The sequence below is a fragment of the Roseovarius sp. genome (genome assembly GCF_965228755.1).
Lineage (GTDB): Bacteria > Pseudomonadota > Alphaproteobacteria > Rhodobacterales > Rhodobacteraceae > Roseovarius.
Map to the genome: position 1 here is coordinate 1 of NZ_CBDDIG010000013.1, position 26,022 is coordinate 26,022.

Here is a 26,022-nt window from a genome sequence, read left to right on the forward strand (position 1 = left end):
AGGCGAAGGCCGAGGAAGAAGAGCGCAAGCGCCAGGAAGAGGTGGATGCCGCGAAGCGCGCCGCCGAGGCCGCCGCGCAGCCCGCCCCCGACGAGGCGCAGCCGTCGCGCGCGCCCGCGAAGGCTGCGCCGCCGCGCCGTGACGATGCCAAGACCGACCGCGACCAGAAAGGCGGCAAGGGCCGTGGCAAGGGCCGCGACGATGGCCGCCGTTCCGGCAAGCTGACCCTGAACCAGGCCCTTTCGGGCGGCGAAGGCGGGCGGCAGAAGTCGCTGGCCGCGATGAAGCGCAAGCAGGAACGTGCCCGGCAGAAGGCCATGGGTGGCGCGCAGGAACGTGAAAAGGTCGTGCGCGACGGGCATGATGGTCACGCAGAACCAGACCATCGACGCCGATACCGCCGAGCTGATCATTGAGGAATTCGGGCACCGCGTCGTGCGGGTGTCGGATTCGGACGTGGAAGACGTGATCGACAGCGTCCAGGACAAGGACGAGGACCTGCTGCCCCGGCCGCCGGTCATCACCGTGATGGGCCATGTCGACCACGGCAAGACCTCGCTTCTGGATGCGATCCGCGATGCCAAGGTGGTTGCCGGCGAGGCCGGGGGCATCACCCAGCATATCGGCGCCTACCAGGTGACGACGGAGAGCGGCTCTGTCCTGAGTTTCCTAGACACGCCGGGCCACGCCGCGTTCACCAGCATGCGTGCCCGTGGCGCGCAGGTGACGGATATCGTGGTGCTGGTGGTGGCCGCCGACGATTCGGTGATGCCGCAGACGGTGGAGGCCATCAACCACGCCAAGGCGGCCGGTGTGCCGATGATCGTGGCGATCAACAAGTGCGACAAGCCCGCCGCGAACCCCGACAAGGTGCGCACCGAGCTGTTGCAGCACGAGGTGATCGTCGAGGCGATGTCGGGCGAGGTGCAGGACGTGGAAGTGTCGGCCATCTCGAAGCAGGGCCTGGACGAGCTGCTTGAGGCGATCGCGCTTCAGGCCGAGATCCTGGAACTCAAGGCGAACCCGAACCGGGCCGCCGAGGGTGCCGTGATCGAGGCGCAGCTCGACGTGGGCCGTGGCCCCGTGGCGACGGTTCTCGTGCAGCGCGGGACGCTGCACCAGGGCGATATCTTTGTCGTGGGCGAGCAGTACGGCAAGGTGCGCGCGCTGATCAACGACCGCGGCGAGCGGGTCAAGGATGCCGGGCCTTCCGTGCCGGTCGAGGTGCTGGGCCTGAACGGCACGCCCGAGGCGGGCGACGTTCTGAACGTGGTTCAATCGGAAGCGCAGGCGCGCGAGATTGCCGAGTACCGCCAGAAGGCGGCGAAGGAGAAACGCGCCGCCGCCGGGGCCGGGACCACGCTGGAACAGCTTCTGGCGCAGGCCAAGGAGAACGAGAATGTCAAGGAACTGCCGATCCTGGTGAAGGCCGACGTGCAGGGCTCGACCGAGGCGATCGTTCAGGCGATGGAGAAGATTGGCAACGAGGAGGTGCGCGTGCGCGTGCTTCACGCGGGTGTCGGCGCCATCACCGAGTCGGATATCGGGCTGGCCGAGGCGTCTGGCGCGCCGGTGATCGGGTTCAACGTGCGGGCCAACGCGCCGGCGCGGAACTCGGCCAACCAGAAGGGCGTGGAAATCCGCTATTACAGCGTGATCTACGACCTCGTGGATGACGTGAAGGCGGCCGCGAGCGGCCTGCTGGGCGCCGAGATCCGCGAGAACTTCATCGGCTACGCGCAGATCAAGGAAGTCTTCAAGGTGTCGGGTGTCGGCAAGGTGGCCGGCTGTCTTGTCACCGAGGGGATCGCGCGCCGGTCTGCCGGGGTGCGCCTGCTGCGGGATGACGTGGTGATCCACGAAGGCACGCTGAAGACGCTGAAGCGCTTCAAGGACGAGGTTGCGGAAGTGCAGTCGGGCCAGGAGTGCGGGATGGCGTTCGAGAATTACGACGATATCCGGCCGAACGACGTGATCGAGATCTTCGAGCGGGAAGAGGTCGAGCGCAACCTCGACTGATCGCTGGCTGACATGGGCAATGAAAAAGGGGCGGGATTACATTCCGCCCCTTTGCATTCGGTTTGGTCAGTCAGGCGGCGCGGGTGACCGGCCGGCCGCTGTAGGTCTTGCCACCGATGCGCACGGTGATCCGGCCATCGGGCAGGGCTTTGACGAACAGGCCCTGGATCAGGACGCTGGTTCCGATTGAGATGGTGCGAAGCATTGTTTTTCCCCAAGATGCAACGGTTCGAAGTTAGCATGATTTTCATTCAGAAGAAGACAATTTCGCAAAAATGTCATGCTGTGACGGAAAAGCGTGATCCAAACTACACTGTCGGGATTGCCAAACGGGTAACGGGCGGAGTCGGACCGGCCGAACGTCGAGGAAACGTTTAACGATTCGCGCGACCGGGCGGGGAGGCGCCCGGCCCGATGCCGCCGGTCAGAGCCAGTCGCGGAGCATGGCGATCAGGGGAATATCGGCGGGGGGCATGGGGTAGTTGCGCAGCTCGTTTACGCGGGCCCATTTGAGGGTCTGGCCTTCGCGGCCCTGCGGTGTGCCCTGCCATTTGCGGCAGGCGAAGAGGGGCATGAGGAGGTGGAAATCGTCGTAGCTGTGGCTGGCGAAGGTGAGGGGGGCGAGGCAGCTTTGCCAGGTCTCGATGCCCAGTTCCTCGTGCAGTTCGCGGATCAGCGCGGCCTCGGGGGTTTCGCCGGGTTCGATCTTTCCGCCTGGGAATTCCCAGAGGCCGGCCATGGATTTGCCTTCGGGGCGCTGGGTGAGGAGGACGCGGCCGTCGACGTCGATGAGGGCGACGGCCGAGACTAGGATGGTCTTCATGAGCGGTAGTCGGCGTTGATGTCGATGTAGCCGTGGGTCAGGTCGCAGGTCCAGACCACGGCGCGCCCGCCACCGAGGCCGAGGTCGACATGGATGTCGAGCTCGGGGTTCTTCATGTAGGCGGCTGCCGCGTCTTCCGAGTAGTCGGGGTTCACCCAGCCGTCTTTGGCGACGAGGATATCGCCGAACCAGATGCTGAGCGTGTCGCGGTCGGCGGGGGCGCCGGATTTGCCGACGGCCATGACGATGCGGCCCCAGTTGGGGTCTTCGCCGGCGATGGCGGTTTTCACCAGTGGCGAGTTGGCGATGGCGAGCCCGTGGGTGCGTGCGTCGGCATCGCTGGAGGCGCCGGTGACGGAGACGGAGACGAACTTGGTCGCGCCTTCGCCGTCGCGCACGACCTGGTGGGCGAGGTCGAGCATGACCCGGCGCAGCCCTTCCATGAAGGTGATGCTGTTCTCGGTCACGCGGATGCCCGAGGCGCCGGTGGCGGCGACGAGCAGCGTGTCGGAGGTGGAGGTGTCGCTGTCGACGGTGATGCAGTTGAAGGTGGTCTGGTTCAAGGCCGAGACCATGGATTGCAGGATTGGCTGTTCGATGGCGGCGTCGGTGAAGATGTAGACCAGCATCGTCGCCATGTCGGGGGCGATCATGCCGGAGCCCTTGGCGATGCCGGCGATGCGCACCGGCTGGCCGTCGATCTCGATCTGGGTGCCCGAGCCCTTGGGGAAGGTATCGGTGGTCATGATGGCGCGGGCGGCACCTTCGATGCCGGCAGGGTCGAGATTGCCCTTCAGCTCGTCGAGCTTGGCGGCGATGCGGTCATGGGGCAGCGGTTCGCCGATCACGCCGGTGGAGGAGGAGAAGACCCGCGCCTCGGGCACGTCGAGTGTCCTGGCGACGGCGGCGGTGACGGCGGTGACCGCTGCCTCGCCGTTGCGACCGGTGAAGGCGTTGGCGTTGCCGGAATTGACGATGATCGCCGCGCCCGCCTCGGACTGGAAGCCGATCTTCTTCTGGCAGTCGAGCACCGCGGCCGAGCGGGTGGCCGACCGGGTGAAGACCCCGGCCATGGCCGTGCCCGGCGCCAGCAGCGCCAGCATCACGTCGGTTCGCCCGGAATAGCGCACCCCGGCCTCTGCCGTGGCAAAGCTGACCCCGCCGATGTCAGGCAGCGAAGGGAACGCCGCCGGGGCAAGCGGCGAGAGGGGAGGGGTTGCGCCCATGGTCAGTTCTCCAGAAGGCTCGGGTCGTTGATGGCCTCGGGGTTGATGTTCGACGTGTCGGCCCGGTCGATCTTGGCGTTTTCCGCCAGTTGCTCGACATGGGCCGTCAGCATCTGCTCGCGCACCTGGTTCTCGAGCTCGTTGCGGACGGTATCGAACGCGGGGCGTTCCTTTTCGCGGGTTTCCACGAGGGTGATGACGTGCCAGCCGAACTGGGTTTCCACGGGTTCGGAAACGCCGCCGGGTTCGAGCGCGGCGACCGCCTCGAAGAAGGGTTCGACCATGTCGCCCTCGCCGAACCAGCCGAGATCGCCGCCGGCATCGGCGGAGGGGCCTGTCGAGTTCTCGCGCGCCAGTGCGGCGAAGTCGGCGCCCTCCTCCTCGAGCTTGGTCACGAGCGCCTGGGCTTCTTCCTCGGTCTCGACGAGGATGTGGGAGGCGCGATACTCGGTCTCGCCGGTTTCGTCGGGGTATTGCTCTTCATAGGCGGCCTGAAGCTCGGCCTCGTCGACGCCGCCTTCCATCACCTGGGCGATGACCTCTCCGGCGGTGACGGCGCGTTCCTCGTTTTCCAGCAGGATCCTGCTTTGCAGGGACAGGTCGCCCTCGAAGGATTGCTGAAGCAGGGTCTGTTGCACGAGCTGGTCGATGATGCCCTGGAACAGCAGGGCGGGCGGAAACTGATCATATTGCCGCGGCAGATCGGCGCGGACGGCGATGACGTGGCCGAGGGTGATCTCGGTGCCGTTGACGGTGGCCACGACCTCGTTCGGATCGGCCGTGTCCTGTGCCTGTGCCGGGGAGCTCATCACCATCGCCGCGGCGAAGGCGGCGGCGAGGATCGGGCGGAGGGATGCGGGCATGGGCTGTCCTTTTCTGGTCGGGATCAGGGCGCGGCGCCCTGTTACGTTGACACTCGTTCGGCGGCCCCTTACATCGCCTTATGATCAAGGCAGGACCGCCCGCTTGGCCCCGTTCTAGGGGCGCATAGAGGCAGGGGCAAGCAATTGCCTTTCACGAACTTGCGAAACACCGGAACGGACACGCTATGCTGGGTATCAACACTGTCGCCAAGAAGATTTTCGGGACGGCGAACGACCGGAAGGTAAAGGCGACACGGCCGCTGGTCGAGAAGATCAACGCGCTGGAACCCGAGTTCGAGGCGTTGAGCGACCAGGGGCTGATCGACCGGACGGCGGACCTCAAACAGCGGGTGGCCGGGGGCGAGAGCCTTGATGACATCCTGCCGGAAGCCTTCGCCAATTGCCGCGAGGCGGCGCGGCGCGCGCTGGGCCTTCGGGCGTTCGACGTGCAGCTGATGGGCGGGATTTTCCTGCACCAGGGCAACATTTCCGAGATGAAGACCGGCGAGGGAAAGACGCTTGTGGCGACCTTTCCGGCATATCTGAATGCCCTGACCGGCAAGGGCGTGCATATCGTCACGGTCAACGATTACCTCGCCAAGCGGGATGCCGGGTGGATGGGCAAGGTTTTCGGCGCGCTGGGCATGACCACGGGGGTGGTTTACCCGCAGCAGCCGGATGGCGAGAAGAAGCAGGCCTATGCCTGTGACGTTATCTATGCGACCAACAACGAGCTTGGCTTCGACTACCTGCGCGACAACATGAAATCCTCGCTGAAGGAGATGAGCCAGCGGGGGCATCATTTCGCGATCGTCGACGAGGTGGACAGCATCCTGATCGACGAGGCGCGGACGCCGCTGATCATTTCCGGCCCGGCGCAGGACCGGAGCGAGCTTTACGTGACCATCGACAAGCTGATCCCGTCGCTTTCGGAGGATCACTATACGGTGGACGAGAAGACCCGGAACGTGACCTTCACCGACGAGGGGAACGAGTTTCTCGAGGCGACGCTGCGCGAGCACGGGCTGCTGGAAGAAGGGCAATCGCTTTATGACCCCGAGAGCACGACGATCGTGCACCACGTGAACCAGGGGCTTCGGGCGCACAAGCTGTTCCAGAAGGACAAGGATTACATCGTGCGCGGCAAGGAGGTCGTGCTGATCGACGAGTTCACCGGGCGGATGATGCCGGGGCGGCGGCTGTCGGAGGGTCTGCACCAGGCGATCGAGGCGAAGGAGGGCTGTGACATCCAGCCCGAGAACGTGACGCTGGCGCAGGTAACGTTCCAGAACTACTTCCGGCTGTATGACAAGCTGGCGGGCATGACCGGGACGGCGGCGACCGAGGCGGAGGAATTCGCGCAGATCTACGGGCTGGGCGTGGTCGAGGTGCCGACGAACCTGCCGATTGCCCGGATCGACCAGGACGACGCCGTCTACCGGACGCAGGAAGAGAAATACACCGCGATCATCGACGCGATCCACAAGGCGCACGAGAAGAAGCAGCCGGTGCTGGTGGGGACCACGTCGATCGAGAAGTCGGAGATGCTGAGCCAGCTGCTGACCAAGGCGGGGATCGAGCATAACGTCCTGAACGCGCGCCAGCACGAGAAGGAGGCGCAGATCGTCGCCGATGCGGGCAAGCTGGGCGCCGTGACGATTGCCACGAACATGGCCGGGCGGGGCACCGACATCAAGCTGGGCGGCAACGTGGATTTCAAGGTGATGGAAGCCATCGCCGCCGATCCGGAGAAGGACCCCGAGGAGATCCGCCAGCGGATCGAGGCGGATCACAAGGCCGACGAGCAGGCGGTGATCGAGGCCGGGGGCCTGTTCGTGCTGGCCACCGAGCGGCACGAGAGCCGGCGGATCGACAACCAGCTGCGCGGCCGGTCGGGCCGGCAGGGTGACCCGGGGCGGTCGGCCTTCTTCCTGAGCCTCGACGACGACCTGATGCGGATCTTCGGCTCGGAGCGGCTGGAGAAGGTTCTTTCGGGCCTCGGCATGAAGGAAGGCGAGGCGATCATTCACCCGTGGGTGAACAAGTCGCTGGAGCGGGCGCAGGCCAAGGTCGAGGGGCGCAACTTCGACATCCGGAAGCAGTTGCTGAAATTCGACGACGTGATGAACGAGCAGCGGAAGGTGATCTTCAAGCAGCGGCTGGATATCATGAAGGCGTCGGACCTGAGCGAGATCGTGCAGGACATGCGCGGCGAGGTGATCGACGAGCTGATCGACCAGTACATGCCGCCCAAGACCTATGCCGACCAGTGGGACATGGAAGGCTTCGATGCCGCCGTGCGCGAGAAGCTGAACCTTGACCTGCCGGTGGCGGAATGGGCGGACGAGGAAGGTGTCGACGACGACGACATCGCCGAGCGGGTCGAGAAGGCCGCCGACGAGATGATGGCGCAGAAAACGGCCGCTTTCGGGGCCGAGAACATGCGCAGCATCGAGAAGCAGATCCTGTTGCAGACGATCGACCAGAAATGGCGCGAGCACCTGCTGACGCTGGAGCATCTGCGCAGCGTGGTGGGCTTCCGCGGTTACGCGCAGCGCGACCCGCTGAACGAGTACAAGACCGAGGCGTTCCAGCTGTTCGAGACGATGCTCGACAGCCTGCGGCAGGACGTGACGCAGAAGCTGTCGCAGATCCGGCCGATGACCGAGGAAGAGCAGCAGGCCATGCTGGCCGATATCGAACAGCAGCGCGCGACGATGGCGGCGCAGGCCGAAACCGAGAAGGACGGCCAGATCGTGCAGGAGACGTCGTCGCCCGAAGGGTTCGACGAATCCGACCCGGCGACCTGGGGGAATCCGGGGCGGAACCAGCCCTGCCCGTGCGGTTCAGGCAAGAAATTCAAGCATTGCCACGGCCAGTTGGTCTGATCCCGGGCGCCTTATCCTGAGCATAATCAAATCATAAGGCTGCCTCATGGCGGCCTTTTTCTCTTTCTATCCCTGCCGCTGATCTTTTCGGTGCGGGAGTTTGCCATGATCAGTGCCAGACGTATTATCACGATCCTCGGGACGTTGTTCTGTGCCGTGGGAACGGGCTTTTTCATGCAGCACTATATGCAGACCCCTGACCGGTCGGCGCCGGGCGGATCCGTCCGTGTGGCCTCGGCCAGTGCCATCCAGGATGTCGTTCCGCTCGTGGAGCAGGCGCTCAAGGCGCCGGTCGACGAAGAGGAACAGGTTCAGCTTGAGGATATCGCGCTGACCGCCGCCATCCCCGTGCCGCCCTCGGCCGCGCCGCAGCCCGAGCTGCTGCCGGACAACCCGGTGACGCTGGCGGCGCTGGAAGACGAGCCGATCACCGACCTGCCCACCGAAGAGCCCGCGCCGAGCTTTGGCTGCGACATTGGCTTCGAGGCGCAGGCTGTGGCCGCGGCCATGGTGAAGCTGACGCTGAACGCGCCCTGCTTGGCCAACGAGCGGTTCACCCTGCATCACAATGGCATGATGTTCGCCGATGCGACCAATGCCGAGGGGCACGCAGAAATCAGTGTGCCCGCGCTCAACAAGGCGGCGATCTTTATCGCGACCTTCACCAGCGGGGCCAGTGCGGTTGCGAATACCGAGGTCGGTACGCTGGAATATTACGACCGCGCCGTCGTGCAGTGGAGCGGGCCGGAGGGCCTTCAGATCCACGCGCTGGAATACGAGGCGGGGTACGAGGCCGACGGCCATGTCTGGGCCGGGGCGGCCCGTGATCTTGCCAGCGCCGCGAAGGGCGAGGGCGGGTTCATCACGCGGCTGGGCGACGCCGAGGCGTTCAACCCGATGATGGCCGAAATCTATACCTTCCCGTCGGGCACCGCGCTGAAGGAAGGGATGATCCGTATCAACCTCGAGGCCGAGGTGACGGAAGACAACTGCAACACCGATATCGAGGCACAGATCCTGCAGAAATCCGGCACCGACCGGATGGCCGCGAAGGAACTTGTGCTGGCGATGCCGGAATGTGACGCGGTTGGTGACTATCTGGTGTTGAAAAACCTGTTTGATGACTTGAATATCGCCCGCAACTGATACGCTGCGGCCGGGAGTCATTTCATGGCGATTGTACGTGCGGCGAGTTTCGCCGCACTTCTTCTTTGCATGCTTGCCGGGGTTGGGCTGGCGCAGGATGTCACGCTGACGTCGCGCGACGGCGATGTCGAGATTTCCGGCAACCTGCTGGGCTTCGATGGCGAATTCTACCGGGTCGATACGGTCTATGGCGAGCTGACCGTCGATGGGTCGGGCGTGCTGTGCGAGGGGCCGGGTTGCCCCGATCTCGAGGATTTCGTGGCGCGGGTGACGTTTTCCGGCGCGCCGACGGTGGGCCGCGTGCTGATGCCCGCGCTGCTTGAGGCGTTCGCGATCCGCCACAGTTTCGAGGCGGGGCGCGAGATCATTTCGGACAGCGAGGCGATCTACCGGATTACCGACCCGGCGCAGGACAACCGGGTGCTGGGCGAGTTCAGGTTTCGGCTGAACAATACCGACGAGGGCTTTGCCGACCTGCTGGCGGACGAGGCCGATATCGTGATGGCGCTGCGCGAGGTGCGGCGCGAGGAAGTGTTGCGCGGGCGGGAGGCCGGGATCGGCGACCTGTCCTCGCGCAATGGCAGCCGGGTGATCGCGCTGGATGCGCTGGTGCCGGTGGTGGCGCCGTCGAACCCGGTGCAGTCTGTCTCGGTGCCGGAGCTGGTGCGGGTGCTGACCGGCGAGATCGACAACTGGGAGGAGCTGGGCGGGCCGAACGCGCCGATCGCGGTGCATGTGCATGGGCCACGCTCTGGCCTGGGGCAGGCGACGGAGGACCGGCTTCTGAAGCCCGCCTTCAAGTCGTTGCTGGAGGCGGTGACGTTTCACCCGGCGGGGCCGGGGCTGGCCGAGGCGGTGGCGGCGGACCCGTTTGCCATCGGCGTGACCAGCCGGTCAGAGACGGACGCGGCGTGGGAGCTGGCGATAAGGGGCGAGTGCGGCTTCGTGCTGCGGGCCGGGCGGCAGGCGGTGAAGACCGAGGATTACCCGCTGACCTCGCCGATGTTCTTGTATCTTCCGGCGCGGCGGTTTCCCAAGCTGGTGCGCGAATTCCTGGCCTACCTGCGGGATCCGTCGGCGCAGCTGGTGATGCGGCGGGCCGGGTTCGTCGACCAGGCGCCGGAGGAGATACCGATCCATCAGCAGGGGGACCGGTTTGCCAATGCCATTGCGCAGGCGGGCGAGGAGACGTCGCTGGAGGAGCTGCAGCGGATGGTGGCGTTCCTGACGCCGCTGGACCGGCTGACCACGACATTCCGGTTCGAGACCGGGTCGGTGCGGCTGGACGCGCAATCGCGGTCGAACGTGCAGCAGCTGGCGCGGGCGATGGAGGTGGGGCTCTACGATTCGCGGCGGCTGGTCTTCGTGGGGTTCAGTGACAGTGACGGGTCGGCGCTGGCGAACCTGAAGATCGCCCAGCGGCGGGCGGACACGGTGCGCGATGCCGTGGTCGAGGCCGCGGAGACGGCGAACCTGTCGCGGATCGGGCTGGAGACGGAGGCGTTCGGGGAGGCGATGCCGATGGCCTGTGACAACAGCGCGTGGGGCCGGCAGATCAACCGGCGGGTCGAGGTCTGGGTGCGCTGAGCGGGGTTAGAGGTAGCCTTCGGCGCGGAAGCTGAGCTCCTGCGATTTGCCGATGATGACATGGTCGTGCAGCACGATGTTCAGCGCCTCGGCGGCGCGGGTGACCTGGCGGGTCATGGCGATGTCGGCCTCCGACGGGGTGGGATCGCCCGAGGGGTGGTTGTGGACAAGGATGAGGGCGCTGGCGTTGAGCAGGAGCGCGCGTTTCATGATCTCGCGGGGGTAGACGGGGACGTGATCGACCGTGCCCTCGGCCTGTTCCTCGTCGGCGATGAGGGTGTTCTTGCGGTCGAGGTAGAAGACGCGGAACTGCTCGGTGGGGCGGTGGGCCATGGTGGTGCGGCAATAGTCGAGCAGGGCGTCCCATGATGACAGGATCTGTTTCTGCCGGATGCGGGATTGCGAGAGGCGGTGGGCCGCGGCCTCGACCACCTTGAGCTCGCAGATCACAGCCTCGCCCACGCCGTCGAGCGTGTCGAGCTGGTCTGGCGGGGCGGAGAGGACGCCGTTGAAGTCGCCGAAACGATCGAGCAGGGCGCGGGCGAGGGGTTTGACGTCGCGCCGGGGGATGGCGCGGAAGAGGACAAGCTCGAGCATCTCGTAATCGGGCAGGGCGGCGGGGCCGCCGGCGAGGAACCGGTCGCGCAGGCGTTTGCGGTGGTCGCGGAGGTAGGAGGGTTGTTTCGCCGCCTGATCGCTGGCCGGCGCGGCGCAGTCATCGCTGTCGAAGAGCGGGAGAGACAGGTCGGAGAAGGCACGAACGTTGCTCATGCCCCTCACGATGCGGGAGTTTGGTTAGCGAAGGGTTAAGCCCGCTGCGGCGCCTCGGGCGGGTAGAGGCGGTCGTAGCCCAAGGTGAAGACGAAGGTGTAGCCGAGGTAGAAGACCGCGAAGGAGAGGTCGAGCAGCAGGGCCGCGAGGAGCGAGATGCCGAGCCACCAGGCCACGACCGGCAGCAGGAGCGCCATGAAGGACAGCTCGAACAGGGTGGCGTGGGCGATGCGCAGGGGCAGGGTCTTGCGGGCCGTGCCGCGCCAGCGCAGGAGCGCGTGGTCGAAGCCGAGGTTGAAGAGGTAGTTCCACAGCGTCGCCAGCGTACCGCTGATGATGGCGAGCACGCCGATCTCGGCCATGCCGTGATCGAACAGGAAGGCGAAGAGCGGGGTGACGATGAGGATGCCGAGGATCTCGAAGGCGAGGGCCTGGCGGATACGGTCGAGGGTGGTGCGCACGGGATGTCTCCGATGAAGTGCCGGGTCGTCCCGTGGAAAGATCGGTGGATCGGGCGAGGTCGTCCTTGCCTGAGAGGGAGATACGCACCCGGCTTCGGAAATTCAAGCCGCAGGACGTCATGGAACCTTCCAGCGCTGTAACCCCGTTGGTTGGGCAGGGAGGATCGATACGAAAGGAGGTTTTCCATGTCCTACTGGCGCTTTTTCGCGATGATCGGGACCTCGACACTGGTGATGTTCGGGCTGATGTACCTGAACACCTACCTTTGGCCGCACGCGCTTTTCAGCGAGACGCGGGCCTACATGGCGGTGCTGATGGGCGCGACCATGGCGGTGATCATGCTGTCCTTCATGCTGGCGATGTATACGAACCGGAAGGCGAATATCGCGATCTTCACGGGCAGCGTGATCGTGTTCGCGGCGATGCTGTACCTCGTGCGCAGCCAGGTGACGGTGGAGGACCGGAGCTTCATGCGGGCGATGATTCCGCACCATTCGATTGCCATCATGACCTCGGGGCGGGCGAATATTTCCGACCCTCGCGTGCGGAAGCTGGCGGACAGCATCATCGCGGCGCAGAACAAGGAGATTGCCGAGATGAAGTACCTGATCGCTCATGCCGAGGAGGGTGGCGAACCGATCCCGCCGCGGTCAGGCGGTGAGGTGGCGCCGGTGGCCACGTTGGACAAGGCGCTGTCGGAGGTTCGGGTCGAGACGCTGGATGCCGAGGCGATGAGCGTTGACGAGATCGGCGGCGTGCTGGACGGCGCGGCGGATTGCCGGTTCCTGCGGACGCTGGACAGCCCGGCAGTTCTTGCCACCGATGGCAGCGGCGCGGCCGTGATGAAGGTGAACGGGCGGCTCGTTGAACTGCAGGGCGATGCGGAGGCCGGGTTTGCCGCCGAGGGCGTGGAGATGCAGGTGACCCGCGTGGATGGCGCCACGGAAGAGGCGGCCGACCTTGTCATGACCCTCGATGCGGGGCTGACGGTGGGCTATCGCGGGTTTTACGAGTGTAAGGGGGCCTGAAGCGCATACCGGCGCGCCGAGGGGCGCGCCGGGTTGAGCGATCAGCTTTTCATCGAGTCCCAGAAGCTTTTCACCGAGGAGAAGAAGCTCTTGCTCTCGGGGTTGTTGTCTTCGCTGAGACCGGCGAATTCGCGCAGAAGCTCTTTCTGGCGCGAGGTCAGGTTGACCGGGGTTTCGACCGCCAGCTCGATGAACATGTCGCCATGGGCGCCGCCGCGGAGCGAGGGCATGCCCTTGTTGCGCAGGCGCATCTGGCGGCCGGTTTGCGAGCCTTCGGGGATTTTCACCCGGCTGCGGCCGCCGTCGATGGTGGGCACCTCGATATCGCCGCCGAGGGCGGCGGTGCTGACCGAGACGGGCACGCGGCAGAACAGGTTCTTTTCCTCGCGCTGGAACAGCTCGTGCGGGGCCACCTCGATGAAGATATAGAGGTCGCCCGCCGGGCCGCCGCGCATCCCGGCCTCGCCTTCGCCGGCGAGGCGGATGCGGGTGCCGGTCTCGACGCCCGCGGGGATGTTCACGCTGAGCGAGCGGTCGCGTTCCACCCGGCCGTGGCCATGGCAGGATTTGCACGGGTTCTTGATGATCTGGCCCAGCCCCGAACAGGTGGGACAGGTGCGTTCGACGGTGAAGAAGCCCTGTTGTGCGCGGACCTTGCCCATGCCCGAGCAGGTCGGGCAGGTGGTGGGCTCGGCGCCGCCTTCGGCCCCGGTGCCGTCGCAGGCGTCACAGGTGACGGAACTGGGCACGTTGATGGTCTTCTGCAGGCCGCCATAGGCCTCTTCGAGCGTGACGCGCAGGTTGTAGCGCAGGTCGGACCCGCGCGAGGCGCGCTGGCGTCCGCCGCCGCGGCCGCCGCCCATGAAGTCGCCGAACAGGTCGTCGAAAACGTCGGAAAAGGCCGAGGCGAAATCGCCCTGGCCGTGGCCGCCGCCCATGCCGCCGGGGCGCGGGCCGCCGCCCATGCCGCCATCGAAGGCCGCGTGGCCGAAACGGTCATAGGCCGCCTTCTTCTCGGGGTCTTTCAGGACGTCATAGGCCTCGCCCGCCTCCTTGAATGCCTTCTCGGAGTTGGGGTTGTCCTTGTTCCGGTCGGGGTGAAGTTCCTTGGCCTTCTTCCGGTAGGCTTTCTTGATCTCGTCTGCCGACGCGCCCTTTGAGAGCCCAAGTACTTCGTAATAGTCGCGTTTGGACATCTCGGATCTCCTTCAAAAGGTCAAACGGGGGCCCTGAGCGGGCCCCCGGTCAACCGTCGCGCAGCTCACGCGCGCTTGTCGTCGTCGAGATCCTCGAAGTCGGCGTCGACGATATCGTCGTCGTCCGAACCGCTGCGGTCGGCCGCGGCGGGCTCGTCATCCGACTCTTCCTGGCTGGCCTTGTAGATGGCCTCGCCGAGCTTCATCGCGGCCTCGGTCACGTTCTGGATGCCGGCCTTGATCTTCTCGGCGGTGGCATCCTCCTTCTCGAGCTCGTCCTTGAGCGCCGCGATGGCCAGTTCGATCGCCTCGATGGTGGTCGGGTCGACCTTGTCGCCATGCTCTTCCATCGACTTCTCGGTCGAGTGGATCAGGCTTTCGGCCTGGTTGCGGGCCTCGACCATGCCGCGGCGGGCCTTGTCGGCCTCGGCATTCTCCTCGGCGTCCTTGACCATCTTGTCGATGTCTTCCTCGGACAGGCCGCCCGACGCCTGGATCGTGATCTTCTGCTCCTTGTTGGTGCCCTTGTCCTTGGCGCCGACGGAGACGATGCCGTTGGCGTCAATGTCGAAGGTCACCTCGATCTGGGGCATGCCGCGCGGGGCCGGCGGGATATCCTCGAGGTTGAACTGGCCGAGCAGCTTGTTGTCTGCGGCCATTTCACGCTCGCCCTGGAAGACCCGGATCGTCACGGCCGACTGGTTGTCTTCGGCGGTCGAGAAGATCTGCGACTTGTTGGTCGGGATCGTGGTGTTGCGGTCGATCAGGCGGGTGAAGACACCGCCCAGCGTTTCGATGCCCAGCGAGAGCGGAGTGACGTCGAGCAGGACCACGTCTTTCACGTCACCCTGGAGCACGCCGGCCTGGATGGCGGCGCCCATGGCGACGACCTCGTCGGGGTTCACGCCCTTGTGGGGCTCTTTCCCGAAGAACTTGGTCACTTCCTCGACGACCCTGGGCATACGGGTCATGCCGCCGACGAGAACGATCTCGTCGATCTCGCTGGCCGACATGCCGGCATCCTTCAGCGCGGCCTTGCACGGCTTGAGCGAGGCCTGGATCAGGTCGCCGACGAGGCTTTCCAGCTTGGCGCGGGTCAGCTTGATGACCATGTGCAGCGGCTGGCCGCTCGAGCTCATCGAGATGAACGGCTGGTTGATCTCGGTCTGCGAGGAGGAGGACAGCTCGATCTTGGCTTTCTCGGCCGCCTCTTTCAGGCGTTGCAGCGCCATTTTGTCCTGCGTGAGGTCGACGCCGTGTTCCTTTTTGAACTCGTCCGCGAGGTAATTGACGATGCGCATGTCGAAGTCTTCACCGCCGAGGAACGTGTCGCCGTTGGTGGATTTGACTTCGAAGAGGCCGTCGTCGATCTCGAGGATGGTGACGTCGAACGTACCGCCGCCGAGGTCATAGACCGCGATGGTGTGGGTGTTTTCCTTGTCGAGCCCGTAGGCCAGCGCGGCGGCGGTCGGTTCGTTGATGATCCGCAGCACTTCGAGGCCGGCGATCTTGCCGGCGTCTTTCGTGGCCTGACGCTGGGCGTCGTTGAAATAGGCGGGGACGGTGATGACCGCCTGCGTCACCTCTTCACCGAGGTAGCTTTCGGCGGTTTCCTTCATCTTGCCGAGGATGAAGGCGGAGATTTGCGAGGGCGAATACTTCTCGTTCCGGACGGAAACCCATGCGTCGCCATTGCCGCCGTCGATGACGGAGAACGGCATGTTCTTCTTGTCCTTGGCGAGATCCGGGTCGTCGACCCGGCGGCCGATGAGGCGCTTGACGCCGAAGATGGTGTTTTCGGGGTTGGTGACAGCCTGGCGCTTGGCCGGCTGGCCGACAAGGCGTTCGTCTTCGGTGAAGCCGACGATGGAGGGGGTTGTCCGTGCCCCTTCCGAGTTCTCGATCACGCGGGCCTGGCTGCCATCCATGAGGGCGACGCAGCTGTTGGTGGTGCCGAGGTCAATACCGATCACTTTGGACATGTTTTTCGATCCCTTCTTCTTAAGGCGATTTCAACGATGACCGGACCCTTTATGGCATCCGGCCCCGATACTCGGGCAGACCGGGCGAGGCCCGTCCTGCGCTTCCGGGCGTATATAGGCAGGCCGGTAGGCCCCTGCAAGCGCCGCTGCGCGGCGTAACCTGCAAAATTGGAGCAATTGCGGTAGGAAGGACGCGGATTCGGACCGGAGGGTGGCATGAGGCCGACGCAGACGATCAGGGGCGTGGATGTTTACGAGGGATTCCTCGACCGTGAGGGGCAGGTGAGGGTGGTCGAGGATATCCGCGGGGTGGCGGAGGTGGCGCCGCTGTTTTCGCCCATGACGCCCTATGGCAAGCCGATGCGGGTGAAGATGACTTCGGCCGGGAGATACGGGTGGTATTCGGACCGCAAGGGTTACCGCTACGAGCGGCGGCATCCGGAGGGGATGGCCTGGCCGCCGATCCCGGAGAGCGTGCTGGCGATCTGGCAGGCGCTGGTGAGCGGGGAGCGGATGCCGGATTGCTGCCTGGTGAACTATTACGACGAGGCCGCCCGGATGGGCATGCACCAGGATCGGGACGAGGCCGATTTCGGCTGGCCGGTGCTGTCGGTGTCGCTGGGCGACGAGGGGCTGTTCCGGATCGGCAACGAAACGCGGGGCGGGAAGACGCAATCGGTCTGGCTGCGGTCGGGGGACGTGGTGGTGCTGGGGGGCCAGGCGCGGTTGCTATACCACGGGCTCGACAAGATACGGTTTGGCACCTCGACCCTGTTGCCGAAGGGCGGGCGAATCAACCTGACGCTGCGGGTGGTGGATTAGGGCGCGACCGAGCAGCAGCCGGAATACACCTTCACCTCGGTCTTGTCGGTCACAAGCAGGTCGATCCCGAGGCCGTAGGCGCGGTCGGACATGCCGTCGGAGCATTGGTTGCGGCCGACCATGGCGGTGACCACGGTATCGCCGCCATCGGCGAACAGCGCGTGCCGGTCGGGCCGGTTGGCCGAGGGCACGACGAGAACATCGGCAAAGGGCACGGTGGTTTCGAGGCGGGTCATCTCGGCCTTGCGGTCGGGGGTGAGGTTGAAGGAGCAGAACGGCTCTGTCCCGGAACAGGCGAGGTTGCGGGCGAGGCCGGTGTCGGGCTGGCCGGGTTGGCGGGCCATGTAGCGCAGGGCGACCCAGCCCGACGCCTCGCCAGTGTTGATGAGGCCCCATTCGCCGGTCTTGTCGGCATCGATCACCTCGATGCCGGTCGCGTCGGGTGACAGCTTGGCGATCACGCCGTGATCGGTCGAGGGGCCGGAGCGGACGTTGAGCGTGTCGTTGGCGGCGACGCCGGACACGTCATAGATGGCGGGCAGCGTCTGGGCCGGGGAAACCGACGGAAGAAGCCAGAGGCACAGGAAGAGAACGAGCGCGCCCCTCACCGCCGTGCGCCCCAGCTGCTGGAGACATGCTGGCGCGTGTAGAACTCGCCCATCAGGCCCAGCATGATCAGGACGATGGCGGCGATCATCGGGTACTCGATATTCGAGTTGCGCGGGAAGTAGTTGATGAAGACGAAGCCGCGCGCCTGGTCGATGCAGTGGAAGAGCGGGTTCCAGTCGAACAGCATCAGCATGGTCGGCGGCAGGGCGTTGGCGACGAACATCTTGCCCGAGGCGATCATGTTGGCGCGCTGGTAAACCTGGGTGAAAACCGAGACGAAGGTCGGAAACCACGGCTTGATCGCCAGCAGCACCAGCCCCACGGCACAGCCGGTGAACCATGCCAGCAGGAACATGGAGAAGGCGAGGACGGGCTGGTCGATCTCGAACGGTTTGAAGACAACGTGGTAGACGAAGAGGATGGTCAGCAGTGACAGCGCCTGGATGTAGAGCGTGCTGAGCGCGCCGGCGGCGATGGAGATGATGGTGTTCATCGGCGCGTGCTGCATCATCGGGGAGGCGGAGGTTTCCGACCCCGAGACCGCGCCCACCGATTTCACGTGCGTGATGTAGAGGAAGATGCCCGACATCACGTAGAGCAGGAAATCGCCGCGCAGCTTGGCGCCGCGCAGGCCGAGGATGGTGAACATCACGTAGAAGGCGGCGACGAGAACGACCGCCTGAAGCATGTTGACGGCGATGGCGAGAAAGGCGTTGTTATGCGTGCTGCGCACCTTGCGGACGGTGGCATGATAGATCAATTCGCCGATGGCGAAGGCAGACTGAACGGAAGATCGCGGTCTGGTTTGCTGAAACATCTGTCCTGCCGCCTGTGAACTGCTCGAAATTTGCCACGGATTTCTTGCCGACCCGTTACGATCGTATCATAAGGGGCGCCGACCGATCTAGCAACATGGCCGTGAGTTGGCCCCACCCCTATTCGGAGCAGCCCATTGAATTATTCCGACTTCGTCCCCGTCGCCCGCCGCCTTGCCCTGGAGGCCGGCGACAGGATCATGGAAATCTACAATTCCGACGATTTCGACGTGAAGGTGAAATCGGATGACAGCCCCGTGACGGAGGCCGACGAGGCGGCGGATGCGCTCATCTCGGCCGGGTTGCGCAAGGCGTTTCCGGACATGCTTCTGGTGACCGAGGAGCAGGCGGCGTCGCATGCTGAGAAGGCTGACACGTTCCTGATCGTCGATCCGCTGGACGGCACCAAGGAGTTCGTCCACCGGCGCGGCGATTTCACCGTGAACATCGCCTTTGTCGAGGATGGCGTGCCGACCCGCGGTGTCGTCTATGCGCCGGCGAAGGAGCGAATGTTCTACACGCTGGCCGATGGCAGCGCGGTCGAGGAAGCCGGCCCGTTCGACAAGGACACCCCCGGTGCGCTGTCGCCGATCCGGGTATCGGAGGCCGACAACGACGCGCTGATGGTGGTGGCGAGCAAGTCGCACCGGGACCAGGCGACCGACGATTACATCAACAAGTACGCGGTGAAGGATTCGAAAAGCGCGGGATCGTCGCTCAAGTTCTGCCTTGTCGCGACGGGCGAGGCCGATCTCTATCCGCGCGTGGGCCGGACGATGGAATGGGACACCGCCGCCGGCCATGCCGTGCTTCAGGGGGCGGGCGGCAAGGTGGTCCGGTTCGATGACCACAGCCCGCTGACCTATGGCAAGGAAGGGTACGCCAACCCGTTCTTCATCGCCTATGCGCCGGGCGTGGATCTGAAGCCCGCCTGATGGGGGTGCTGATCGTCATCCCGGCGCGTTATGCCTCGACCCGGTATCCGGGCAAGCCGCTGGTCGCGCTGACCGGGGCCACGGGGGAAAAGCGATCGCTGGTCGAGCGGAGCTGGCTTGCCGCGCGGGCCGTGGAGGGGGTCGACCGGGTGGTGGTGGCGACCGATGACGACCGCATCCGCGCCGCCGCCGAGGGGTTCGGCGCCGAGGTGGTGATGACCTCGGAGGCCTGCCGGAACGGTACGGAACGCTGTGCCGAGGCGCTGGACGCGCTGGGCGGGGGTTACGATATCGTCGTGAACCTGCAGGGCGACGCGCCGCTGACGCCGCCGTGGTTCGTGGAAGAGCTGATCGCCGGGATGCGCCGGGACGACGGGGCGGACGTGGCGACGCCGGTGCTGGTCTGTGACGGACGCGCGCATCGCAGCTTCCTCGAGGACCGGGCGCAGGGGCGCGTGGGGGGCACGACCGCGGTGTTCACGCGGGAAAGGCACGCGCTCTATTTCTCGAAGGAGGTCGTGCCCTATACCGGCCAGACCTATGCCGATGACGAGCCGACACCGGTTTACCATCATATCGGTGTCTATGCCTACCGCCCCGAGGCGCTGCGCGCCTATCCGGGGATGGAGGCCGGGCCGCTGGAAGGGCTGGAGGGGCTGGAGCAGCTTCGCTTCATGGAGAACGGCCACACGATTCTGTGCGTCGAGGTCGAGGCGCGCGGGCGGCAGTTCTGGGAGCTGAACAACCCGGAAGATGTGGACAGGATCGAGGAAATGATGCAAGCGATGCACATTGCCTGAGCCCGTTTTCGGGAAATGGCCGCCCAAGGGAGTACCAATTGCCGGCATACTGAGAGAATTTTCGCCCAAGGACGTTTGATTGAAGATGAAATTCCTTCGGACCCGTGCGCACCCCGGTGAATTGGTGTAGAGAAGGCCCGAAATCAGAGCGAGGAGCTGCTCATGCGTAAAAAGGTGTCGAAGGCGATCTTTCCGGTCGCCGGGCTTGGAACGCGGTTTCTGCCGGCGACGAAATCTGTGCCGAAGGAAATCATGACGCTGGTCGACCGGCCGCTGGTGCAATACGCCATCGACGAGGCGCGTGCCGCAGGAATCAAGGAATTCATCTTCGTCACCTCGCGCGGCAAGAGCGCGCTTGAGGATTATTTCGACAACGCGCCGCAGCTCGAGCAATCGCTGCGCAAAGCCGGCAAGACCGAGCTTCTGGAAATCCTGAAGAGCACCGATATGGACAGCGGCGAGATCGCCTATATCCGGCAGGCCAAGCCGCTGGGGCTGGGCCACGCGGTTTGGTGCGCACGGAGGCTGATCGGTAACGAGCCGTTTGCCGTTATGCTGCCCGACGACATCATCGCCGCCGACAAGCCCTGCCTGGCGCAGATGGTCGAGGCTTTCGAGGAGACGCAGAGCAACATCGTCGCGGCGATGGAGGTGCCCGAGGACAAGGCGAGCGCCTACGGCGTGCTCGACGTCAAGGAGGACATGGGCCGGATCGTGTCGACCAAGGGGCTGGTGGAAAAGCCGGCGCCGGGCGAGGCGCCGTCGAACCTGGCGGTGATCGGGCGGTATATCCTCACGCCGAAGGTGCTGCAGCAGCTCAACAAGAAACGCTCGGGCACGGGCGGTGAAATCCAGCTGACCGACGCCATCGCCGATGCGCGCGAGGACGGCGAGGAGGTCTATGGCTTCCGTTTCGAGGGGCAGCGGTTCGACTGTGGCTCGAAGGCCGGCTATCTGCAGGCGACGGTGGCCTTCGCGCTGGCGCGCGACGACCTGCGTGACGACCTGTGGGGATATCTCAACGAAGTGGTTCACGCCGAGAAGGCCGCCCAGTAGCCGCGGAGGCGTGGTTTGACGAACATTCTGGTCACCGGGGGCGCCGGGTATATCGGCTCTCACGCCTGCAAGTGCCTGAAGGCGGCGGGCTATACGCCCGTAACATATGACAACCTGTGCACCGGCTGGGAACAGGCGGTGAAGTTCGGGCCGTTCGAGCAGGGCGACCTGCGCGACGGTGACCGGCTGGCGCAGGTGTTCGCGGCCTACCGGCCCAGCGCGGTGATGCATTTCGCCGCGCTGAGCCAGGTGGGTGAAAGCATGCGGGATCCCGGCCTTTACTGGGAGAACAACGTGACGGGCTCGGTGATGCTGTTGCAGGCGGCGGTGGATGCCGGGTGTCTCGATTTCGTGTTCTCGTCGACCTGCGCGACCTATGGCGATCAGGACAACGTCGTGCTCGACGAGGACTGTGCGCAGTACCCGATCAATGCCTATGGCGCTTCGAAACGGGCGATCGAGGACATGCTGACGGATTTCGAGGCGGCGCACGGGATGCGGAGCGTGATCTTCCGTTATTTCAACGTGGCCGGCGCCGACCCCGAGGCGGAGGTGGGCGAGTTCCACCAGCCGGAGACGCATCTTATTCCGCTGGTGCTGGACGCGGTGGACGGCAAGCGGGATGCGCTGACGATCTTCGGCACGGATTACGACACGCCCGACGGCACCTGCATCCGCGACTACGTGCACGTGATGGACCTGGTGGAGGCGCATGTGCTTGGCCTGAAATGGCTGGAGGATCAGCGCGGCAGCCGGGTGTTCAACCTGGGCACCGGCAGCGGATTCACCGTGCGCGAGGTGATCGACCATGCGCGTGCCACCACGGGGCGCGAGGTGCCGGTGATCGAAGGGTCGCGGCGGCCGGGGGACTGCACCAAGCTGGTGTCGGGTTCGACCCGGGCCAAGTCCGAGCTGGGCTGGGAGCCGAAGCGGTCCACGCTGGCCGAGATGATCGCCGACGCGTGGCGCTGGCACCAAACTGGACATTACGACAAATAACGCCGATTCTGACTCCGAGGCTGCAGGGAACGGACATCGGGCAAGATGGGCTGGCTGGCGGAGGCGTCGACGAAATACAGGCTGCGCTGGAAGCGGCGGCGGCTGTTGTTCCGTGCGCTGCGCAAGCGGCGGCAGCTTTCGCCGGTGATCGACCGGACGGCGCAGATCGCACCCGGGGCGATCCTTGCGGCGTCGACGGTGCGGAACGAGGCGGTGCGATTGCCCTTTTTCCTGGAACATCACCGCAAGCTGGGGGTGCAGCATTTCCTGTTCGTCGACAACGCCAGCGATGACGGCACACGGGAATACCTGGCGCAACAGCCCGACGTGTCGCTTTGGTCGACGCCCGAGAGTTACCGGCTGTCGCGCTTCGGGCTGGACTGGCTGACATGGCTGATGATCCGCCACGCGCACGGCCACTGGTGCCTGACGCTGGATGCCGACGAGATCCTGATTTATCCGCATCATGATACGCGCCCGCTGCCCGCGCTGATCGAATGGCTGGAACGGACCGGGCGGAGTTCCTTCGGGACGATGATGCTGGACATGTACCCCAAGGGGCCGGTCAAGGCGCAGGAGTACCGCGCGGGCGAAGACCCGTTCGAGGCGCTGTGCTGGTTCGATGCGGGGAATTACATGATCCAGAAGCAGCCCGCGCATCAGAACCTGTGGATCCAGGGCGGGGTTCGGGCGCGGTGTTTCTTTGCCGAGGAGCCGCGCCGCGCGCCGACGATGGGGAAAGTGCCGCTGGTGAAGTGGAACCGGCGGTACGTGTATATCAACTCGACCCATGCGCTTTTGCCGCGCGAGCTGAACCAGGTCTATGACGAGCACGGCGGAGAGGAGACCTCGGGCCTGCTGCTGCATACGAAGTTCCTTCATACGATCGTGGATAAATCGGCCGAGGAGAAGGAACGGGGCGAGCATTTCGCCAACAGCGCGCTTTACGAGTCCTATTACGATGCGCTGGTGGAGAACCCCGATCTGTGGTGCGAGGCGTCGACCAGGCTGAAAAGCTGGCGGCAGCTCGAGGCGATGGGGCTGATGTCGCGGGGCAACTGGATATGATCATGCTGCTGGCGGCCCCCCTGATTTGTTGCCATTTTCAGAGGCTTGCGTATTGTGACGCAAACGAGGTGGGGGCCGCGTTGCCGGGGCCGGGGGGATCAGCCAGTTTTCAGGCGTTTGGCAGCAGGCAGGCTTCCGTTAATGATCGGGGCGTAATGTCCGGCGTCGGAGTGGCGCGGAAGCAGGGCAGGAAGCAGTGAGCCTTTGGCAGTCATATATCATGCGGCTGCGCCGGAAGCGGGCCCAGATCCGGGCGTGGCGCAAGCATTTCGCGGTGAAGCCGGTGCGCGACCGGACCGAGCAGATCAAGCCCGGCGATATCCTGCTGTTCTCGACCTTCCGGAACGAGAACGTGCGCCTGCCCTATTTCCTTCAGTATTACCGCAAGCTGGGCGTGTCGCATTTCCTGATGGTCGACAATGACAGCGACGATGGCGGGCGGGAGTACCTGACCGGGCAGCCCGACGTGTCGCTGTGGACGACGAAGGCCAGCTACAAGCGGTCGCGCTTTGGGGTCGACTGGCTCAACTGGCTGCAGCGGAAATATGGCGACGGGCACTGGACGCTGGTGGTCGATCCCGATGAGCTTTTCGTCTACCCGTTCTGCGACACGCGGCCGGTGCGGGCGCTGACCGACTGGCTGGACAGTTCGGGCATCCGGTCGTTCGGCGCGATGCTGCTGGACATGTACCCCAAGGGCCGGATCGACGCGGTGACCTATCGCCCCGGGCAGGACCCGGTGGAGATTGCCGCGTGGTTCGACCCGGGCAACTACATGATCGAGAGGAACCGGTCCTACTGGAACCTGTGGATCCAGGGCGGGCCGCGGGCGCGGGTCTTCTTCTCCGACCGGCCCAAGAAGGCGCCGGCACTCAACAAGATCCCGCTGGTGAAATGGGATCGGCGCTATGCCTATGTCAGCTCGACCCACACGCTTTTGCCGCGGGGGCTGAACCTGACCTATGACCAGTGGGGCGGCGAGAAGGCGAGCGGCGTGCTGCTTCATACCAAGTTCCTCGATACCCTGCCGGGGAAGGCCGAGGAGGAGCTGAAGCGGCGGCAGCACTATTCCGGCAGCGTGGAGTACAAGGCCTACGCCGAGAATATCCACAACAATCCAGAGCTTTGGTGCAATTGGTCGGAAAAATATATAAACTGGCGGCAACTAGAGATACTCGGACTGATGTCAAAGGGTAACTGGGCGTGAGGGAAAGGGCGGTTCGGCCATGAGCGTCGGCATCATCATGCTGGTTCATACGGCGTTCGACCGGGCCGAGCAGGTCGCCCGGCACTGGGCCGCGGCCGGTTGTCCGATCGTCTTCCACGTCGACAGGAACGTGCCGTCGAAGACCTACACTGCGTTCGTCAACGCGATGTCGGACCTGCAGGATGTGCGTTTCGTCAAGCGGCACCGGTGCGAATGGGGCACGTGGGGCCTTGTGGCCGCGACGCAGGCCGCGGGCGAGACGATGCTGGAGGAGTTTGCCGATGTGCGGCATGTCTACCTTGCCTCTGGAGCCTGTCTTCCGCTGCGGCCGGTGCAGGAGCTGATCGACTATCTCGCCGACCGGCAGACCACCGATTTCATCGAGTCGGCGACGACGGCTGACGTGCCGTGGACGATCGGCGGGCTGGACCAGGAGCGGTTCACGCTGCGCTTTCCCTTCTCGTGGCGGCAGCAGCGGTACCTGTTCGACAAGTATGTGCAGTTCCAGCGCGCGGTGGGGTACAGGCGGCGGATTCCCAACGGCGTGGTGCCGCATATGGGCAGCCAGTGGTGGTGCCTGACGCGGCAGACGCTGTCGGCCATCCTGGAAGACCCGGAGCGCAAGGCCTATGACCGGTATTTCCGGCGCGTGTGGATCCCGGACGAGAGCTATTTCCAGACGCTGGCGCGGCTTTATTCCCGCAAGATCGAGAGCCGGTCTCTGACGCTGTCGAAGTTCGATTACCAGGGCAAGCCGCACATCTTCTACGATGATCACCTGCAGTTGTTGCGCCGGTCGGATTGCTTCGTGGCACGGAAGATCTGGCCGTTCGCCAACCGGCTTTACGATGCGTTCCTGACCGACCAGGACAGCGCGATGAAGCGGACCGAGCCGAACCCGGGCAAGATCGACCGGATCTTCTCGAAAGCCGTCGAGCGGCGGACGCGGGGGCGGCCGGGGCTTTACATGCAGAGCCGGTTCCCCGCGCCGGGGCGCGAGGGCGGGTTGACCTGTGCGCAGTACTCGGTGTTCGAGGGGTTCAGCGACCTGTTCGAGAATTTCGAGCCGTGGCTGGCCAAGGCCACCGGCGCGCGGGTGCATGGCCACCTGTTCGCCGAGGATCGGGTGGAATATTCCGACGGGCAGCACGTGATGAACGGCGCGCTGAGCGACAGTGCGAAGCTGCGGGATTACAACAAGCGGGCCTTCCTGACCAACCTGATCTGGAACACGCGGGGCGAGCGGCAGTGTTTCCAGTTCGGACCGCGCGACATGATCGAGCAGATAGAGTGGGATATCGCCAAGGACCCGAACGCGCAGGTTTCGGTCATCACCGGGGCGTGGGCCATTCCGCTGTTCAAGTCGAACAAGAACTTCGCGGACATCCGCAAGGAAGCCGCGCTGCTGCAGCAGATCGAGAGCGAGCACCTGAAGACGTTGCGCTCGGAATGGGCCAAGGCGCGGATCCGCATCTGGACGCTGGCGGAGTTCATCGAGGCGCCGATGGAGCCGTTGCAGACGGTCATCGACGAGATCGGCAAGCAGTATCAACGCGGGTTGGCGGAGGTGCCGAAGATGGCCGACCTGACCGGGTTCGGTCAGTTCCTGCAGAACCTCAAGAACCAGGGCATGCACCCCTACCTGATGGGGGATTTCCCGGTGGCCCATGGCCGACACGAGCCGCAGCAATCGAAACGCAAACCCTACCTGGTGCGGTAA

At 64.9% G+C, this 26,022-nt stretch carries 22 protein-coding genes and 1 pseudogene; 13 read left to right on the forward strand and 10 right to left on the reverse strand.

What is annotated here, in order from left to right:
* Positions 1-2,019 (forward strand): annotated as a pseudogene (gene infB, locus ACO07J_RS18330) (translation initiation factor IF-2); the annotation flags it as partial.
* A 70-nt stretch (positions 2,020-2,089) separates the two neighbouring features.
* On the opposite strand, the gene ACO07J_RS18335 reads toward infB, so the two are convergent.
* From ACO07J_RS18335 to ACO07J_RS18350, 4 genes are all read right to left on the reverse strand, one after another.
* Positions 2,090-2,224, reverse strand: a complete 135-nt coding sequence (locus ACO07J_RS18335; protein WP_422031630.1) for a hypothetical protein — start codon at positions 2,222-2,224, stop codon at positions 2,090-2,092.
* 219 nt (positions 2,225-2,443) lie between these two features.
* Positions 2,444-2,842, reverse strand: coding sequence for an 8-oxo-dGTP diphosphatase MutT (gene mutT / locus ACO07J_RS18340; RefSeq protein ID WP_422031632.1), 399 nt, complete (start codon positions 2,840-2,842; stop codon positions 2,444-2,446).
* Positions 2,839-4,068: a bifunctional glutamate N-acetyltransferase/amino-acid acetyltransferase ArgJ gene (argJ, locus tag ACO07J_RS18345; protein ID WP_422031634.1), complete on the reverse strand. Its 1,230-nt coding sequence runs from the start codon at positions 4,066-4,068 to the stop codon at positions 2,839-2,841. The genes mutT and argJ overlap by 4 nt, the downstream gene beginning before the upstream one ends.
* A gap of 2 nt (positions 4,069-4,070) precedes the next feature.
* Complete coding sequence (locus ACO07J_RS18350; protein ID WP_422031636.1) at positions 4,071-4,931, reverse strand: peptidylprolyl isomerase; 861 nt, start codon at positions 4,929-4,931, stop codon at positions 4,071-4,073.
* A 185-nt stretch (positions 4,932-5,116) separates the two neighbouring features.
* Here ACO07J_RS18350 and secA point away from each other — a divergent pair, with 185 nt between their 5' ends.
* From secA to ACO07J_RS18365, 3 genes are all read left to right on the forward strand, one after another.
* Entirely contained in the window at positions 5,117-7,819 is a 2,703-nt protein-coding gene (gene secA / locus ACO07J_RS18355) for a preprotein translocase subunit SecA (RefSeq protein WP_422031638.1), read from the forward strand.
* A gap of 174 nt (positions 7,820-7,993) precedes the next feature.
* The gene (locus ACO07J_RS18360; RefSeq protein WP_422031640.1) at positions 7,994-8,965 is read left to right on the forward strand and encodes a hypothetical protein; all 972 of its coding nucleotides are present in this window, start codon (positions 7,994-7,996) and stop codon (positions 8,963-8,965) included.
* Positions 8,966-8,989: 24 nt separating this feature from the next.
* Positions 8,990-10,552: a phosphate ABC transporter substrate-binding/OmpA family protein gene (locus tag ACO07J_RS18365; protein ID WP_422031642.1), complete on the forward strand. Its 1,563-nt coding sequence runs from the start codon at positions 8,990-8,992 to the stop codon at positions 10,550-10,552.
* Positions 10,553-10,558: 6 nt separating this feature from the next.
* Here the strand turns inward: ACO07J_RS18365 and radC are convergent, their stop codons facing one another.
* Entirely contained in the window at positions 10,559-11,323 is a 765-nt protein-coding gene (radC, locus tag ACO07J_RS18370; protein WP_422031644.1) for a RadC family protein, read from the reverse strand.
* 35 nt (positions 11,324-11,358) lie between these two features.
* A complete protein-coding gene (locus ACO07J_RS18375; protein ID WP_422031646.1) occupies positions 11,359-11,784 on the reverse strand; it encodes a PACE efflux transporter in 426 nt (141 codons plus the stop codon).
* A gap of 186 nt (positions 11,785-11,970) precedes the next feature.
* On the opposite strand from ACO07J_RS18375, the gene ACO07J_RS18380 reads away from it, so the two are divergent.
* Entirely contained in the window at positions 11,971-12,813 is an 843-nt protein-coding gene (locus ACO07J_RS18380; RefSeq protein ID WP_422031648.1) for a DUF305 domain-containing protein, read from the forward strand.
* Positions 12,814-12,854: 41 nt separating this feature from the next.
* Here the strand turns inward: ACO07J_RS18380 and dnaJ are convergent, their stop codons facing one another.
* Both dnaJ and dnaK read right to left on the reverse strand, forming a co-directional pair.
* On the reverse strand, positions 12,855-14,009 hold the full coding sequence (dnaJ, locus tag ACO07J_RS18385; protein ID WP_422031650.1) for a molecular chaperone DnaJ: 1,155 nt from the start codon (positions 14,007-14,009) through the stop codon (positions 12,855-12,857).
* A gap of 65 nt (positions 14,010-14,074) precedes the next feature.
* A complete protein-coding gene (dnaK, locus tag ACO07J_RS18390; protein ID WP_422031652.1) occupies positions 14,075-15,991 on the reverse strand; it encodes a molecular chaperone DnaK in 1,917 nt (638 codons plus the stop codon).
* A 216-nt stretch (positions 15,992-16,207) separates the two neighbouring features.
* Here dnaK and ACO07J_RS18395 point away from each other — a divergent pair, with 216 nt between their 5' ends.
* A complete protein-coding gene (locus ACO07J_RS18395) occupies positions 16,208-16,813 on the forward strand; it encodes an alpha-ketoglutarate-dependent dioxygenase AlkB family protein (protein ID WP_422031654.1) in 606 nt (201 codons plus the stop codon).
* Here the strand turns inward: ACO07J_RS18395 and ACO07J_RS18400 are convergent.
* The gene (locus ACO07J_RS18400) at positions 16,810-17,421 is read right to left on the reverse strand and encodes an SH3 domain-containing protein (protein WP_422031656.1); all 612 of its coding nucleotides are present in this window, start codon (positions 17,419-17,421) and stop codon (positions 16,810-16,812) included. The genes ACO07J_RS18395 and ACO07J_RS18400 overlap by 4 nt on opposite strands.
* Positions 17,418-18,239 (reverse strand): ABC transporter permease, encoded by an 822-nt coding sequence (locus ACO07J_RS18405; RefSeq protein ID WP_422031658.1) that lies wholly within the window; start codon positions 18,237-18,239, stop codon positions 17,418-17,420. Before ACO07J_RS18405 ends, ACO07J_RS18400 begins: the two co-directional genes overlap by 4 nt.
* 135 nt (positions 18,240-18,374) lie before the next feature.
* Between ACO07J_RS18405 and cysQ the strand changes: the two genes are divergently transcribed.
* The 7 genes from cysQ (at position 18,375) to ACO07J_RS18440 (ending at position 26,022) form a co-directional block, all read left to right on the forward strand.
* Positions 18,375-19,172: a 3'(2'),5'-bisphosphate nucleotidase CysQ gene (gene cysQ / locus ACO07J_RS18410; RefSeq protein ID WP_422031660.1), complete on the forward strand. Its 798-nt coding sequence runs from the start codon at positions 18,375-18,377 to the stop codon at positions 19,170-19,172.
* Complete coding sequence (locus ACO07J_RS18415) at positions 19,172-19,972, forward strand: 3-deoxy-manno-octulosonate cytidylyltransferase (RefSeq protein ID WP_422031662.1); 801 nt, start codon at positions 19,172-19,174, stop codon at positions 19,970-19,972. Before cysQ ends, ACO07J_RS18415 begins: the two co-directional genes overlap by 1 nt.
* A 162-nt stretch (positions 19,973-20,134) precedes the next feature.
* A complete protein-coding gene (galU, locus tag ACO07J_RS18420) occupies positions 20,135-21,028 on the forward strand; it encodes a UTP--glucose-1-phosphate uridylyltransferase GalU (RefSeq protein WP_422031664.1) in 894 nt (297 codons plus the stop codon).
* 15 nt (positions 21,029-21,043) lie between these two features.
* Positions 21,044-22,027: a UDP-glucose 4-epimerase GalE gene (gene galE, locus ACO07J_RS18425; protein WP_422031666.1), complete on the forward strand. Its 984-nt coding sequence runs from the start codon at positions 21,044-21,046 to the stop codon at positions 22,025-22,027.
* A 45-nt stretch (positions 22,028-22,072) separates the two neighbouring features.
* Entirely contained in the window at positions 22,073-23,095 is a 1,023-nt protein-coding gene (locus ACO07J_RS18430) for a glycosyltransferase family 2 protein (protein WP_422031668.1), read from the forward strand.
* 220 nt (positions 23,096-23,315) lie between these two features.
* Positions 23,316-24,302, forward strand: coding sequence for a glycosyltransferase family 2 protein (locus ACO07J_RS18435; protein WP_422031670.1), 987 nt, complete (start codon positions 23,316-23,318; stop codon positions 24,300-24,302).
* 19 nt (positions 24,303-24,321) lie between these two features.
* Positions 24,322-26,022: a beta-1,6-N-acetylglucosaminyltransferase gene (locus ACO07J_RS18440; RefSeq protein ID WP_422031672.1), complete on the forward strand. Its 1,701-nt coding sequence runs from the start codon at positions 24,322-24,324 to the stop codon at positions 26,020-26,022.